This is a genomic window from Actinomadura sp. KC06 (assembly GCF_004348735.1).
Taxonomy (GTDB): Bacteria; Actinomycetota; Actinomycetes; order Streptosporangiales; family Streptosporangiaceae; genus Spirillospora.
Genome location: NZ_SMKT01000008.1, coordinates 38,004 through 51,913 on the forward strand (window position 1 = coordinate 38,004; position 13,910 = coordinate 51,913).

The window sequence follows — 13,910 nt, forward strand, 5'->3', positions numbered from 1 at the left end:
CAACGCCCGGCGCGTGCGGCGTCAGTGCCCGTCGCGGCGGAGGACGACGAGGGCGACGTCGTCCTCCCGGGGGCCGAACTCGGCGATGACGCGGTCGCCGAACCGTTCGAGCTCGTCGTCCACGTCGGCCGCGACGAGCCGCAGCCGCTCCAGGTTGTCGGCCAGCGGGATGCCGCGGTCCTCGATCAACCCGTCGGTGAGGAGCACGACGGTGCCGCCGGGCGGCACCTGCGCCTTCTCGACCGCGACCCCGCTCATGTCGCGCGCCTCCCGCGGGAAGCCCAGGAGCACGCCGCCGCCCCCGCCGTAGTGGGCGCCGCCGCCGGAGATGTGCAGCGGCGGGAGGTGCCCGGCGCTCGCGACCTGCGCGGCGCCGCTCAGCGGGTCCAGCGTCATCAGGCACATCGTGGCCGTCTGGTCGTCGTGGTAGCGCTCCAGCACGCCGTTCAGCAGCCGCAGGATCGTGACGGAGTCGTGGCCCTCGGCGGCGAAGGCCCGCAGCGCGTGCCGGATCTCCGCCATGACGGTCGCGGCGTGCAGCGAGTGCCCCTGCACGTCCCCGATGGCCACCAGCACCCGGTCGCCGCGGTCGAGGACCTCGTAGAAGTCGCCGCCGACCTCCGCCTGGTCGCTGGCGGGCTCGTAGCGGACGGCCAGCGACCAGCCCGGCACGGACGGCAGCGACGCGGGCAGCAGGCTGTGCTGGAGGGTGAGCGAGGTCGTGTGCTCCTCGGTGTAGGACCGCAGCGCCTCCATCGCCAGCGCCACCGCCTGCCCGAGCTGCCGCAGCAGGTTGACGTCGTCCTCCGACCGCGGCCCGCTGCCCCCGAGCGCGATCCCGATGGGCGGACGTCCGTGCTTGAACCGCGACACCGCCAGCGTGACGTCGCCGTCCACGACGCTGTCGGGCAGCAGGTCGAGCCACTCGTCCAGCGGCACCCGCGTGACCTCGGTGCCGGTGTCGTCGCCCAGCCTGGCCAGCTCGGCCATCCGCGCGGGCGCGTCGGGCGGGCAGTCGCGGCGCCACGGCCCGATGCCGAGCTCGGTGGTCCGCCGGACCCGGCCGTCCGGCGGCAGCACGAACACCGAGGCCGGCGCCCCGAAGATCGTGAAGGCGCCGCGGGCCGCGACCGCCGCCAGCTCCTCGAAGGACGCGGCCGCGTTGATCGCCAGGGACGTGCGGGTGAGCTCGGCCAGGCGGGCGGCCATCCGCTCGGCGCGGCGGCGGGCCTGGTAGTAGCGCAGCACGGCCTCGACCGTGGCGAGGAACTCGCCGGGGTCGATCGGGTCGGTCATGTAGGCGTCGGCGCCGCGGCGCAGGCCCGCGGTGCGGTCGGCGACGTCCACCGCCTGCGCCGAGATGTGGATCACCGGCAGCGATCTGGTGTCCGGCGCGGCCTTGATCCGCTCGCAGACCTCGATCCCGCTCATGTCCGGGAGCCTGACGTCCAGCACCACCAGGTCGACGCGGTGCTCCACGAGCCTGATCCAGGTCTCCGCCGCCGACGCGGCCTCCACCACGGTGTGGCCCGCGCGCCGCAGCCAGCTGCCGATGATGTACCGCTTGGTGTCGTTGTCGTCGACCACCAGCGTCGTGGCCAAGGCCGTCACCCCCCGTCCCCGGTGTCGCGTGCCTCGTCCCCCGTGCCCGCCGCGCGCACGGCCTGGCGGGCCGTGCGGACCGCCTCGGCGAGCGTCTCCGGGCCGAGCCGGTCCTTGCTCAGCACCGCGCCCGCGCGGCTCAGCCGCGGGTCGCCGCCCGCGCCGGACCCCTCGGCGCTCACGTCCGACGAGGTCACCAGCACCACCGGCACGTTCCGCGGCAGGCGGGCGAGGACCTCGTACCCGTCCATGCCCGGCATCCGCAGGTCCAGCAGGACGAGGTCGGGCGGGTCGGCCGCGGCGGACTCCAGCGCGGCGCGGCCGTCGGCGGTCTCGGTGACCCGGCCGGCGGCGTCCTCCACCAGGCTCCGCAGGACGCGCCGGGTCACGTCGTCGTCGTCCGCGATCAGCACGTGGCCGGGGCCGAGGTCGTCCAGGCTCTCGTACGGCGGCAGCCGCAGCGTCACCGCCGTGCCCTCGCCGACGGCGCTGTCCACGAACAGGTCGCCGCCGAGCGCCCGGGCGAGGCGGCGCGCGTAGGGGAGGCCCAGGCCCGTCCCGCCCGCGTCGCTGCCGGGCACGCGGAAGAACTCCTCGAAGAGCCGCGCCTGGTCGGCGGGCGCGATGCCCGGGCCGGTGTCGGACACGACGAACTCGATGTGCCCCGGCACCGCGCGGGCCGCGACCCGCACGCCGCCCTCCGCGGTGAACTTCACCCCGTTGCTCACCAGGTTCCGCAGGATGCGGGTGAGCATCTCCGCGTCGGTGACGACGACGGGCGGCGCGGCGGCGGCGTCCACGGTGAGCGTCAGCCCGGCCTGCTCCGCCATCGGGCGCAGCAGCTCCGACAGCTCGTCCAGCAGCGCCGGGACGCGCACCGGCGCGCGGCGGGGCTCCAGCCCGCCGCGCTCGGCCTTGGCCATGTCCAGCAGCTCGTTCACCAGCGCCAGCATGGTCTCGCCGGTGTCGCCGATCAGGGTGATCTGCTGGCGCTGCTCGGCGGTGAGCGGCTCGGCGGCGGGGTCGAGCAGCAGCCGGACGAGCCCGATGACGCTGTTCACCGGGGTGCGCAGCTCGTGGCTGACGCTGGCCCAGAACCGGTTCTTGGCCTCGCCCAGCTCCTGCAGCTGGTCGGACTTCTCCTCCAGCTCCGCGTACAGCGCCACGACGCCGCGGTTGGTCTCCTCCAGCTCCTCGGAGATCTCGGTGTAGAGCGCCATCACGCCCTCGTTCGTCGCCTCGAGCTCGGTGTTGAGGGAGCGCAGCTCCTCCTGCTGCCGCTGGAGGTCCGCGAGCGCCGCGATCAGGTCGGAGTTCTGCGTCCGCAGCTCTTCCAGCGCGGGGACGGGCGTCAGGCGGCCGAGCCGGTCGCGCAGCTCCGCGTCGCCGGGCGGTGGCTCCGCGCCCGCGGGCAGGTCCTTGCGGAGCCGGACGCGGACGCCGTCCCCGGTGTCCTCGTGCTCGACCCTGCTCAGCAGGCGCGAGATCGCGGCCTCGCACTCCGCCGCGCCGTCCATGCTGGTCCGGGGCACGAGGTCCAGCTCGATCACCAGGCCCGGCGGGCGCCCGCGGTCGAGGACGAAATCGACCGACACCCGTCCCGAGCAGGCGTACAGCTCTCGTCCGGCCTCGCTGAGCGCGGTGGCGACGCGGACCTGGTCCTGGTAGGGGAGGCCCACCTCGGCGGCGACGCGCCGGCCCACCTGCCGGACGGCGAACACGCCGTCCTCGTCGGTGATCTCGATCCGGAGCAGCTCGCCGGACGCGCCCGCGGTCACGCCGTCACCCCCCGGCCGGACGTCGTCACGGCGAGCACGGAGCGGTCGTCGTGGCGGGTCCCCGCGTCGCGCAGCACGGTCGCCGCGATCAGCAGCGGGTCGCGGCCGAGCAGACCCGGCTGGTCGGCGAGCCGCCATCGGCCGGTGAGGCCGTCCGAATGCAGCACCACCACCGCGCCCGCCGGCAGGGGGTAGTCGTGCTCCCGGATCCGCTCGGCGTGCGCGCCGACGATCCCGGGGACGGAGACCATGCCGTGCCGGCGCTCCGGCCCGACGATCCACGCGGCCACGTTCCCGACCCCCGCGAAGCGCACTCGTCCGGCCGCGGGCTCGATGGCGGCGACCGCGACGGCGCCGCCGCGGGTGGACGCCAGCCGCCGGTGGACGCACCGGAGGACGTCCGCGGGACGGGACGGCGATGCGACCTCGTGCGTGGCCCGGACCGCGGCCCACGCCGCCCGCGCGGCCAGCGGGCCGTGCCCCAGGCCGTCGCAGAGCATCGCGTAGACGGTGCCGTCCACCAGCCGCGCCGTGTACGCGTCGCCGCACTCCTCCTCGCCGTCGAGCGTCACGGTCAGGCCCGCGATCGGCGGCATCGCCCCGCCGGCCGGCCCGGACGGCGCCTCGGAGGGCGGCCGGAACCGCGCGTACAGGACGGTGCCGATCCGGGGACGGGAGTACAGGCCGCTGTGGTCGGCGAGCCTCTCGATCGAGCCGAGCCCGAGGCCGAGCGTGCCGCCGGTCGAGTAGCCGTCGGTCCGGGAGACCGGGACGTCGGCGATGCCGGGCCCGTGGTCGACGCAGACGAACTCCAGCGCTGCGGCGCCGCCGTCCCGCACGATGCGCAGGAGCATCTCGCCCTGCCGCGCGTGCCTGGCGAGGTTCACGGCCGCCTCGGTCGCCGCGAGCTGGATCTGGCCGAGCCGCTCCCCGCCGAACCCGAGCCGCTCGGCGAGCGCGGTGATCCGCCGCCGGACGCCCGCCGCAGCGCTCTGCTCCTCCACCCGCACCCGCAGCGATTCGCCGGCGTGCGGGCTCGTCGTCCACCCGCCGCTCAGCGGCTCCATTTGGCCACCGTCACCGTGGTGCCCTTTCCCGGCTCGCTCCGCAGGTCGAACTCGTCGCTCAGCCTGCGCGCCCCGGACAGACCGAGGCCGAGGCCGGCCCCGCTCGTCCAGCCCTCGCCGAGCGCGCGCTCCACGTCCGCGATGCCGGGGCCCTCGTCGGTGAAGACGATGCGCACGCCCCGGCGGCCCCGCCCGCCGGCCTGCTCGACCCGCATCGTGCCGCCCCCGCCGTGCGCGTAGGTGTTGCGCGCCAGCTCGCTCGCCGCGGTGACGATCTTTGTCTGGTCGACCAGGGACAGCCCGGCCGCCGCGGCGGCGGCCCGCACGAGCTGCCGGACGCGGACCACGTCGTCGTTCGAGGCGATGGGCACCTCCTCTCCCGGCGGCACCTCCCCGGGCGGCCCGCCGCCGGACGTTCCGTCGCCGGGCGGCATCGTCATGGGCCGCCCGCCATGGCGGAGCCCGCGCCGTCCGGCCCCGCGCCGCGCGGATCCGCCTGCGGCAGCGCGGCGGCGGGCGGTCTGGCGCCGAGCAGCCGCATGCCCTCCTCCAGGTCCAGCGCGGTGCGGACGCCGCCCAGCGACAGCCCGAGCTCGACCAGCGTGATCGCCACCGCCGGGCGCATCCCGACGACCACCGTCTCGGCGTCCATCAGCCGCGACATCGCGGCGATGGTGGCGAACATGCGGCCGATGAACGAGTCGACGATGTCCACCGCGGTGATGTCGATGATCACGCCGTGCGCGCCCGCCGCGACGATCCGGTCGGCGAGGTCCTCCTGCAGCGCCAGGACGGTCTGGTCCTGCAGGTCGACCTGGATCGACACGAGCAGGACGTCCCCGATCTTGAGAATCGGCACCCGTTCCATCACACCTCCGGGTTGTTCCGGGGGGTGTGGGGGGTCGTCCCCCCACAAGAGGCGGGGCCGTTGACCACGCGCAGGCCGCTGCGTTCGAGGACGTACGCGAGCGCGTCGGCCAGGCTCGACTTGGTCACGATGTCGCCGAACTCGATGCCGAGCGTCACGATCGTCTGCGCGATCTGCGGCCGGATCCCCGAGATGACGCAGTGCGTGCCCATCAGCCGGGCCGCCATCACCGCCTTCATCAGGTGCTGGGCGACCTCGGTGTCCACGGCGGGCACGCCGGTGATGTCGATCACCGCGTACCGGGAGCGGGTGTCCACCAGCGTCTGCAGCAGCGTCTCCATGACGACCTGCGTGCGGGCCGAGTCCAGCGTGCCGACCAGCGGGACGCCGAGGACGCCGTCCCAGATCTTCACCACGGGCGTCGACAGTTCGAGGAGCTGCTCGGCCTGGTCGGCGATGACCTGCTCGCGGGCCGACATGTAGGTCTCGAACGTCGCCAGCCCGAGCTCGTCGACGTAGGACGAGAAGTCGATCAGCTCGCCGTAGGCGCGCTGGTCCCGGGTGGTCCTGACCTGCTCGTACAGCGACTGCTTCAGCGCGAACACGCCGATCGCGGTCTCGGTCGGGCTGAACCCCTGCCGGGCCCGGCCGCGGGAGATCTCCGCCAGCGTCGCGCGCAGCTCGCCCGCCGCGTCGTCGTCGCCGCCGAGGGCGCGCTCGACCAGCCCGTAGACCTCGGTCAGCTCCGAGCGCAGCTCGCCCTCGGTGAGCCGGCCGCGGACGCTCTCGCCGACCAGCTCGATCCACCGGCTCAGCACCGGCTCCCGCCAGGAGCCCAGCAGCTCCGTGATGCTCGTGTCGCCCGAGCCGTCGGTCATGTGCGGCGCTCCCATCCGTGCCCCCACGGCGGCGCGGGATCCGTCCGCGCGGGTCGCTCAGGGCGTCCGTCCCGGTCGCGCCGCCCGGTGCTCACCCGCCCAACCGTAACCCGCCGATGGGCGCGCCCCACCCTGGATGACCTGGACGTTTACGTGGGATGACCGCTTTTTTGGCTTTGCTGCCCCGGCGTCAATCCCACCAAAAGGACCAATTCGTCTTGCCGCGGATCTCCTCGGCGTAGCCGGCGAGGGTGCCCGGGCCCTGGAAGAGGATGTCGGGGCAGAACGTCCAGTGCTCGGCCGCGACATGGACGGCGTGCCGCGTCGTGATCGGCGGCGCCGCGACACTCAGCTCCAGCGTGTTGAACCCCATCGCGACGACGCGGGCGCCGAAGCGGTCCTCCCAGCCGCGCAGGACGGCGGCGAGCGGCGCCGTCCACTCGTTGTGGTTGAGGGCGCCCTGCCAGCCGACGGCGGCGAGCGTGTCGGCGCCGCGGTCGACGGCGGCCAGGCCCAGCGAGAGGCCGCGGCCCGCGAGCACGCGGGCGTACCGGTCGGCCATGGCGTCCGGGTCGTCGACCGGGACGCCGGGCGCGGCCAGGCCGGGGCAGTGCCGCCCGAAGGGGGCGAGGTCGTCGTGGTCCTCGCCCGCGGCCTGCTCCGCCCAGTCCGACCACACCTCGGACATGAACGCCTGCGGGACGTAGTTCGCGATCTCCGCCACCGGCTCGGGGGCGATCTGGCCCGACGCCCACGGCTGGTCGGTCTCGTCCATCAGCAGCGGCCAGAGGCCCGACCGGGCGTGCTCCGCGCGGAGCCTGCCCCACAGCTCGCCGCGGACCGGCTCGTCGCTCAGCCAGAACGCGGGTCGCAGGAGCGGCCGCCGCTGCGGGTATCCGGGGTCGGGCCAGACCAGGTCCCCGTCGGGCAGCGGCACCGACAGCGTCCGCTCCGCGTCGCCGTCCCGCGACGGGTCGAACAGCTGCGGCAGATCGCCCGGCAGGCGCCGGACCTCGACATCATCCATTTCACGCCGTTCCGGTACAGAGCATCGCCAACAGGATCTTGGCAATGGTCGATGGTAACGGCGTCGGGCCCGCCCGGGTGGGCGACCCGTGCGGTTCGGTCCCCCGGACGGGCCCGGTCGCGCCGGTCTCAGTCCTCGCGGCGGCCGCGGACCAGGTAGTCGATCACCAGGGCGACGACGGCGAGCCCGGTGACCGCGCTGACGACGATCTCGATCCAGGCGTCCCGGAGGGCCACGTTCGACAATGCGTTGACGACGATGAGGATGCCGACCATCGTCCAGCGGGTGGAGTTGCTCATGGTCTCGTGCCTTTCTGGGAGGTGGGTCAGGACAGGGCCGGGGACGTGCGGCGGCGCAGGACGAACCGCGCCGGCAGGAGGATCGCGGCGGCCCCGGAACCGGCCGCGCAGGCGACGATCGCCGCGGCGGTCAGCGGCGGGATCCACGGCAGCGGGACGCCGGTGACCGCGGCGGCGAACGCGGGCAGCGTCACCGCCGCGATGAGCGCCCCGGCCGCGACGCCGGTGCCGAGCACGATCGCCGCCTCCAGCCGCAGCATCCGCAGCACCTGGCCGCGGGTCGCGCCGACCAGCCGCAGCAGCGCGAACTCGCGCCGCCGCGCCGCCGTCGCCGTCGCCAGCGTGGTGACGAGGCCGATGAGGATGAACCCCGTGATCGCGGCGACGACCACCTGGTTGACGAAGCCCTGGAGCCGGATCTCCCGCGACAGGCCCGCGCCGAACTCGTCGGGCGTGACCACGCGGGCTCCAGGGTCGGCGGCGGCGACCGCCCGCAGGTCGGCGTCCTTTCCGCGGACGAGGACGTGGTCGTCCAGCGGCGATGACGAGTGCGCCGCCACCAGGTCGCGGGGGAGGAGCACGTCGCCGAAGCCGAGCCCCCGTTCGTAGACGGCGACGACCCTGGCCTTGATCGCCGTCCCGTCGGCGAGCGACAGCTCGGCCGTCGAGCCGGCGCGGCGGCCGCCCGCGACGTCCCGGCTGAGCGCGACGGCGCCGCCCCGGAGGTCGCCGAGCCGGCCGGACGTCACCTTCGGGTCCATCGTCGCGGCGGCGTCCGCGCCGACGCCGCGTGCGCTCAGCGACTGGAGGCTCTGCTCGCCGAGCGCCGTGACCGGCATGATCACGGTGGTCCGCTTGACCGGGGCCGCGGCCGTCACGCCGGGCGTCCGGCGCGCCGCCTCCGCGACGCCCTCGGGGAGCCCGGCGCCGGACGACACGATGACCTGGTCGGCGTGGTTCCCGGCATCCGCCTGCCCGCGCGTCGCGTGCGCGACCGTCGAGTGCGCGAAGAGCTGGACGCTCGCGAACGCCACGGCCAGCGCCACCGGCGTGATGAGCGACCCGGCGCGTAGTGCGGCCGCTCCGGCCGAGTGCTGCGCCATCGGTCCGGTGATCGGGGCGATCGCCCGGGCCGCGCGGCCCAGCACGCGGCTGCCGAACCGGGCCACCAGCGGGCCCAGCAGCGCCGTCGCGACGATCAGGGCCATGACCAGCCCGCCCACCGACGCGGCGGCGTCGGGCCCGGTCGCCGTGGTCGAGAACCCCAGTGCGTTCAGGCCGAGGACGAGGAACGCCACGCCGGCGATGACGCGCCACCGCGGCAGCCGGGCGGGCTCGACCGCCGCCTCGCCGAGCGCCTCCACCGGACGGATCCGCGACACCCGCGACGAGGCGAGGAACGCGGTGGCGACGGCGGCGAGCAGCGTCCCCGCGAACGCGGCCAGCACCGGGAGCGGGCCGAGCGACAGGCCGAACCCGTCCGGCAGGACGCCCTCGCGCGCCATCGCGCCGTGCATCGCCGCGCCGAGCCCCAGGGAAAGGACCCCACCCGCGAGCGCGGCCGGTGCCCCGATCCTCGCCGTCTCGCGGACGACCCGTCCCCGGATCTGCCCGGGCGTCGCGCCGACCGTGCGGAGCAGCGCGAACTCCCGCATCCGCGCCCGCGCCGACAGGACGACCAGCCCGCCGACGACCACCAGCGCCGTCGTGATCGCGATGCCGCCGAGCGAGGCGGAGATCTCCACGATGTCGGGCCGCGCGGCGGCGACGGCCAGATCCTCGGCGTCGCCGCGCGCCTTGCCGGTCGCCACGGTCGGGCCGCCGGGCGCCGCCTCGCGGAGCGCCTCCTCGTCGAGGTCGCCGCCGAGGATCGCCAGCGCGTCGGCCTGGCCGGGGTGCCCGTAGAGGGCGGTCGCCGTCGGCGTGGTGAAGAACGCCGCCTCCGGCCCGTCCCCGACGACGCCCACGACCCGGTACGGGCGGGACGTCTCGTTCGTCTGCAACCGGACCGCCTCGCCCGGGCGTGCCCCGGTCACTCGGCTCAGGACGACCTCGTCCGGCGCCTGCGGGGCGCGGCCCGCGCTCAGCCTGTACGGGCGCAGCCCGGCCGAATCCCAGCCGTGGCCCGTCACCGCCCGCCCCGAGGGGAGGACGACCGGGAACGACACGTCCGCGACGACGTCCCGCACGCCGGGCACGGCCCGCAGCTTCTCCGCCGCCGAGATCGGGAGCCGGGCGCGTTCGGTCAGCGGACGGCTCTCCGCCTCGGGCTCGGACCCGAGCCGCTTCATCCGCCGCTCGACGCTCTGCGGTCCCGTCACGACCGCCGCGGCGCCGCCGAACCGCTCGACCGGCGCGTGCGCCCGCAGCGCCGACTCCAGCAGCACCCCGCACGCGCCGACCAGCATGGCCGCGAACAGCAGCGCCGCGAAGATCCCGGCGAACAGGCCCCTGTTCGCGGCGCCGTTCCGGCTCACAGCGTCTCCCAGCGGTCCAGGACGGCGGCGACGGTGGGCGCGGCCAGCTCGTCCACGATGCGGCCGCGGCTGAGGAACACGACGGAGTCGGCCCACGCGGCGGCCACCGGATCGTGGGTGACGAGCACGATCGTCTGCCCGGTCAGGTCGGCCGCCTCGCGGAGCAGGCGCAGCACGTCGCGGGCCGTGCGCGGGTCGAGCGCGCCGGTCGGCTCGTCCGCGAAGACGACCTCCGGACGGGTGATCAGCGCCCGCGCGAGGGCCGCGCGCTGCTGCTGCCCGCCCGACAGCTCCGACGGACGGTGCCGCAGCCGGTCGGCGAGTCCCACCCGCCGGACGACCTCGTCCAGCCAGGCGGGCTCGGGCTCCGCGCCGCCGAGACGCAGCGGAAGCGTGATGTTCTGCTCGACGTCCATGGACGGGATCAGGTTGAACGCCTGGAAGACGAACCCGATCCGTTCCCGGCGCAGCCTCGTCCGCTTCGTCTCGCTCAGCCGGCCGATGTCCACGCCGCCCACCCGGACGGCGCCGCCGCTCGGACGGTCCAGCCCCGACGCGCAGTGCAGGAACGTGCTCTTCCCCGACCCGGACGGCCCCATCACCGCCGTGAACGTGCCGCGCCGGAACGTCCGGGTCACGCCGTCCAGCGCCCGCACTGGACCGTACGTCTTGGTGACCGACTCCAGCGCCACCGCCTCCTGCGAGCCGGCGGCTCCGGCGGTGGTGGTCTCGGCCGTCATCGTCATCGTGGTTCTCACCTGCTCGAACCTAGATTTCGGAGGGGCTCGGGCGCATGGGCGCGGACTCCCGAATCGGTGGTGTAGCCCGCTACACCACCGGCCTGGGTGCACGCCCGGGTGCGCGGGCCCGCGGCGTCCCATACCGTGGCCGCGAGGGGACATGACCAGAGACATCGGCGGGGCGTTCAGGCGCAGCGCGCACGCGACCGGACAGCTGGCGGGCGGGCTGCGCACCGCCGTGCCCGCGCTGCTCGGGCTCGCTCCGCTGGCGGCGTTCCTCGTCCTGATCGTCCTCGTGCTGCCGTGGCTGCCGACCGCGGTGAAGCCGCTGCGCGCGCTCGCGAACGTCGAACGGCGCCGGGCGGGCCGGATCCTCGGCCGCGAGATCCCCGAGCCGTACGGGCCGATGCGCGGGGAGGGCGCGAGCGAGGCGCGCCGCCTCGTCCGGTCGCCGGACACGTGGCGGGACGCCGCCTGGATGGCCGCGCACGGGCTCACCGGCCTGCAGGCCGCCGTGCTCGCGGTGATGATCTGGCCGGCGATCCCGTACACGCTGTCGCTGCCGCTGTGGTGGTGGGCCGCGCCCGAGGGGTCCACGTCGGCGTTCATCGTCCTGGACGGCTGGCCGAAGGCGCTGACGATGCCGTTACTCCAGGGCGCCTTCGACCTCGCCGTCCTGCTGTGGCTGGTGCCGCGGCTCGCCCGCTGGCAGGCCCGGCTCGCCGAGGCGCTCCTGCGCCCCACGCGCCGCAGCAGCCTCGCCGAACGGGTCGAGGAGCTCGCCGAGACCCGCGCCGAGGCGCTGGAGGCGCACGGCGCCGAGCTGCGCCGCATCGAGCGCGACCTGCACGACGGGACGCAGGCCCAGCTCGTCGCCGCCGCGCTGCGCCTCGGGCTCGCCGACCGCCGCTTCGACGCCGACCCCGATGCGGCCCGCGCGCTGTTCCTGCAGGCCAGGGGCGGCATCGAGGAGGCGCTCGCCCAGCTGCGGACGGTGATCCGCGGCATCTACCCGCCGATCCTGTCCGACCGGGGCCTCGCCGGGGCGCTGCGCGCGCTCGCCGCCGCCGCGCCGATCCCCATCGAGCTGGACGTGGGCGACGGCGCCGCCTCCGATGCGGACGGCCGCGCACCGGCCGCCGTCGAGGCCGCCGCCTACTTCGTCGTCGCCGAGGCCCTCACCAACATCGCCAAGCACAGCGGCGCCCGCCACGGGCGGGTCACGGTCCGCCGCGAACCCGACCGGCTGACGATCACCGTGCGGGATGATGGCAAGGGCGGCGCCGACCCGGACCGCGGCAGCGGCCTCGCCGGGATCCGCCGCCGGGTGGCGGCGCTCGACGGCGCCACCCGCATCGACAGCCCCGACGGGGAAGGGACGACGCTCGAAGTGGACCTGCCGTGCGGATCGTGATCGCCGAGGACAACGTGCTGCTCCGCGAGGGCCTCGTCCTGCTGCTCACCTCGGACGGCCACGAGGTGGTCGCCGTCGCGGGCAGCGGGCCCGACGTGCTGCCCGCGCTGCTGGAGCACCGCCCGGACGCGGCCGTCCTCGACGTGCGGCTGCCGCCCGGGTTCCGGGACGAGGGCCTGCGCGCCGCCGTCGAGGCCCGCAAGCGGCTGCCCGGCCTGCCCGTCCTCGTGCTGTCGCAGTACGTCGAGGAGACCTACGCCGCCGAGCTGCTCGCGGGCGGCGCCGAAGGCGTCGGCTACCTGCTCAAGGACCGGGTGAGCCGCGTCGGCGAGTTCCTCGACGCCCTGGCCCGCGTCGCCGCCGGGGGCACCGCGCTCGACCCCGAGGTCGTGTCGCAGCTGATGGCGTCCCGGCACGATCCGCTCCAGGCACTCACGCCCCGCGAGCGCGAGGTGCTCGGCCTGATGGCCCAGGGCCTCGACAACGCCACCATCGCGACGACGCTGGTGATCACCGAGCGGTCCGTCAGCAAGCACATCGGCGCGGTGTTCGCCAAGCTCGGCCTCCCGCCCAGCGACAGCGGCCACCGCCGCGTCCTGGCCGTCCTGGCGTATCTGAACTCGTGACCGAGGCCCCCCGGGTCCGGCGGGCGGTGCGGGCCCTGCTGCTGGACGGTGACGCGCTGGTCCTGCTGCGCCGCACGCGCCCGGGACGTCCCGTGTACTGGACGACCCCCGGCGGCAAGATCGAACCCACGGACGCGAGCCCCGAGGCGGCCCTGCGGCGCGAGCTGGACGAGGAGCTCGGCGCCACCGCCGGGCCCGTCCGCCAGGTCTTCGCCTGCGGCGAGCAGAGCCCCGGCCTGCACCGCCTCAACACCTTCTACGTGTGCCGCCTGGCCACGATGGACCTGTCCCGGAGGCACGGCCCCGAGTTCGACGACCCCGCCAACGGCCGCTACGACGTCGACCTCGTCCCCTGCGCGCCCGGCGAGCTGGCGTCCATCACCCTCATCCCGGAGATGCTCGCCGCCTACCTCCACGACCACGCCGCCGACCTCCTCGGGCTCGTCCCCTAGAGGAGCCCGTCAGGGGCGGCGGGCCAGGCCGTCCAGGATGTAGTCCAGGCCCTGCGCGAAGGCGGCGTCCCAGTCGTCGCCCCGCAGATGCCCGTGCGCGGCGAGCGCCGGGTATCGGTCGCGGTTGCGGGCGAGATGCTCGGCCGTCCGCTTCGCCGCCGGCTCTTCGCCGCCCTGGCCGTCGCCTTGGCCGCCGATCTGCATGAGCGCCGAGCCGATGACGTAATTGGCGACCGCGTACGCTGCAGCGGCGAGTTCCCGCCCGGTCATTCCTGTGCCTGCCAGCGTGGCGTACAGGAAGTCGGTGCGGGCCAGGACGTTGGGGCCGAGAAGCGGGCGTCCGCCGAGAATCGACGCCGACCAGGGATGGTCGAGCATCGCGCGCCGCCAGCCGGACATCAGCGCGACGACGTCGGCCCGCCAGTCCTCTCCCGCGCCGGGGATCGGGACGTCGCCGAAGACGGCGTCGAGAGCCAGCTCCAGCACGTCGTCCTTCGTCTCGACATGCCAGTACAGCGTCGTGGACCCGGTGTCCAGGCGCTCGGCGAGGCGCCGCATCGTCAGCCGTCCGGCGCCCTCCTCGTCCAGCAGCGCCACGGCCTCCGCGACGATCCGCTCGCGGGTCAGGGGCGGCGCCTCCCGGCGGGGACGGTCCTTCCGCAGCCACACGCTCTCGGTCATG

The 13,910-nt window shown here is 75.3% G+C and carries 14 protein-coding genes; 3 read left to right on the top strand and 11 right to left on the bottom strand.

Annotated elements, in window-relative coordinates; all coding sequences use genetic code 11:
• Positions 1-21: 21 nt before the first annotated feature.
• The 10 genes from E1287_RS04705 to E1287_RS04745 all read right to left on the bottom strand — a co-directional run bounded on the left by E1287_RS04705 (position 22) and on the right by E1287_RS04745 (position 10,754).
• On the bottom strand, positions 22-1,611 hold the full coding sequence (locus tag E1287_RS04705) for a fused response regulator/phosphatase (protein WP_131963563.1): 1,590 nt from the start codon (positions 1,609-1,611) through the stop codon (positions 22-24).
• Complete coding sequence (locus tag E1287_RS04710) at positions 1,608-3,380, bottom strand: ATP-binding protein (protein WP_131963564.1); 1,773 nt, start codon at positions 3,378-3,380, stop codon at positions 1,608-1,610. Before E1287_RS04710 ends, E1287_RS04705 begins: the two co-directional genes overlap by 4 nt.
• The gene (locus E1287_RS04715) at positions 3,377-4,447 is read right to left on the bottom strand and encodes an ATP-binding protein (protein ID WP_131963565.1); all 1,071 of its coding nucleotides are present in this window, start codon (positions 4,445-4,447) and stop codon (positions 3,377-3,379) included. Before E1287_RS04715 ends, E1287_RS04710 begins: the two co-directional genes overlap by 4 nt.
• Positions 4,435-4,881, bottom strand: a complete 447-nt coding sequence (locus tag E1287_RS04720; protein WP_131963621.1) for an anti-sigma regulatory factor — start codon at positions 4,879-4,881, stop codon at positions 4,435-4,437. The genes E1287_RS04715 and E1287_RS04720 overlap by 13 nt, the downstream gene beginning before the upstream one ends.
• A 2-nt stretch (positions 4,882-4,883) precedes the next feature.
• On the bottom strand, positions 4,884-5,315 hold the full coding sequence (locus E1287_RS04725) for an STAS domain-containing protein (protein ID WP_207934008.1): 432 nt from the start codon (positions 5,313-5,315) through the stop codon (positions 4,884-4,886).
• On the bottom strand, positions 5,315-6,193 hold the full coding sequence (locus E1287_RS04730) for an STAS domain-containing protein (protein WP_131963566.1): 879 nt from the start codon (positions 6,191-6,193) through the stop codon (positions 5,315-5,317). The genes E1287_RS04725 and E1287_RS04730 overlap by 1 nt, the downstream gene beginning before the upstream one ends.
• Positions 6,194-6,383: 190 nt before the next feature.
• Complete coding sequence (locus tag E1287_RS04735) at positions 6,384-7,220, bottom strand: DUF4253 domain-containing protein (RefSeq protein WP_131963567.1); 837 nt, start codon at positions 7,218-7,220, stop codon at positions 6,384-6,386.
• Between the two features lie 128 nt (positions 7,221-7,348).
• Positions 7,349-7,519, bottom strand: coding sequence for a hypothetical protein (locus tag E1287_RS43535; protein ID WP_165968882.1), 171 nt, complete (start codon positions 7,517-7,519; stop codon positions 7,349-7,351).
• 26 nt (positions 7,520-7,545) lie between these two features.
• Complete coding sequence (locus E1287_RS04740) at positions 7,546-9,996, bottom strand: ABC transporter permease (RefSeq protein WP_131963568.1); 2,451 nt, start codon at positions 9,994-9,996, stop codon at positions 7,546-7,548.
• Entirely contained in the window at positions 9,993-10,754 is a 762-nt protein-coding gene (locus E1287_RS04745) for an ABC transporter ATP-binding protein (RefSeq protein ID WP_243718626.1), read from the bottom strand. The genes E1287_RS04740 and E1287_RS04745 overlap by 4 nt, the downstream gene beginning before the upstream one ends.
• A 142-nt stretch (positions 10,755-10,896) precedes the next feature.
• On the opposite strand from E1287_RS04745, the gene E1287_RS04750 reads away from it, so the two are divergent.
• From E1287_RS04750 to E1287_RS04760, 3 genes are read left to right on the top strand one after another with little or no spacing between them, the layout of a single operon-like run.
• Positions 10,897-12,150: a sensor histidine kinase gene (locus E1287_RS04750; RefSeq protein ID WP_165968883.1), complete on the top strand. Its 1,254-nt coding sequence runs from the start codon at positions 10,897-10,899 to the stop codon at positions 12,148-12,150.
• On the top strand, positions 12,138-12,776 hold the full coding sequence (locus E1287_RS04755) for a response regulator transcription factor (protein WP_131963569.1): 639 nt from the start codon (positions 12,138-12,140) through the stop codon (positions 12,774-12,776). Before E1287_RS04750 ends, E1287_RS04755 begins: the two co-directional genes overlap by 13 nt.
• A complete protein-coding gene (locus E1287_RS04760) occupies positions 12,773-13,228 on the top strand; it encodes an NUDIX hydrolase (protein WP_131963570.1) in 456 nt (151 codons plus the stop codon). Before E1287_RS04755 ends, E1287_RS04760 begins: the two co-directional genes overlap by 4 nt.
• A 9-nt stretch (positions 13,229-13,237) precedes the next feature.
• Here E1287_RS04760 and E1287_RS04765 read toward each other — a convergent pair whose 3' ends face one another.
• Positions 13,238-13,909 carry a TetR/AcrR family transcriptional regulator C-terminal domain-containing protein gene (locus tag E1287_RS04765; RefSeq protein ID WP_131963571.1) on the bottom strand — a complete coding sequence of 224 codons (672 nt, stop codon included), beginning with the start codon at positions 13,907-13,909 and terminating at the stop codon, positions 13,238-13,240.
• Position 13,910 lies beyond the last annotated feature (1 nt).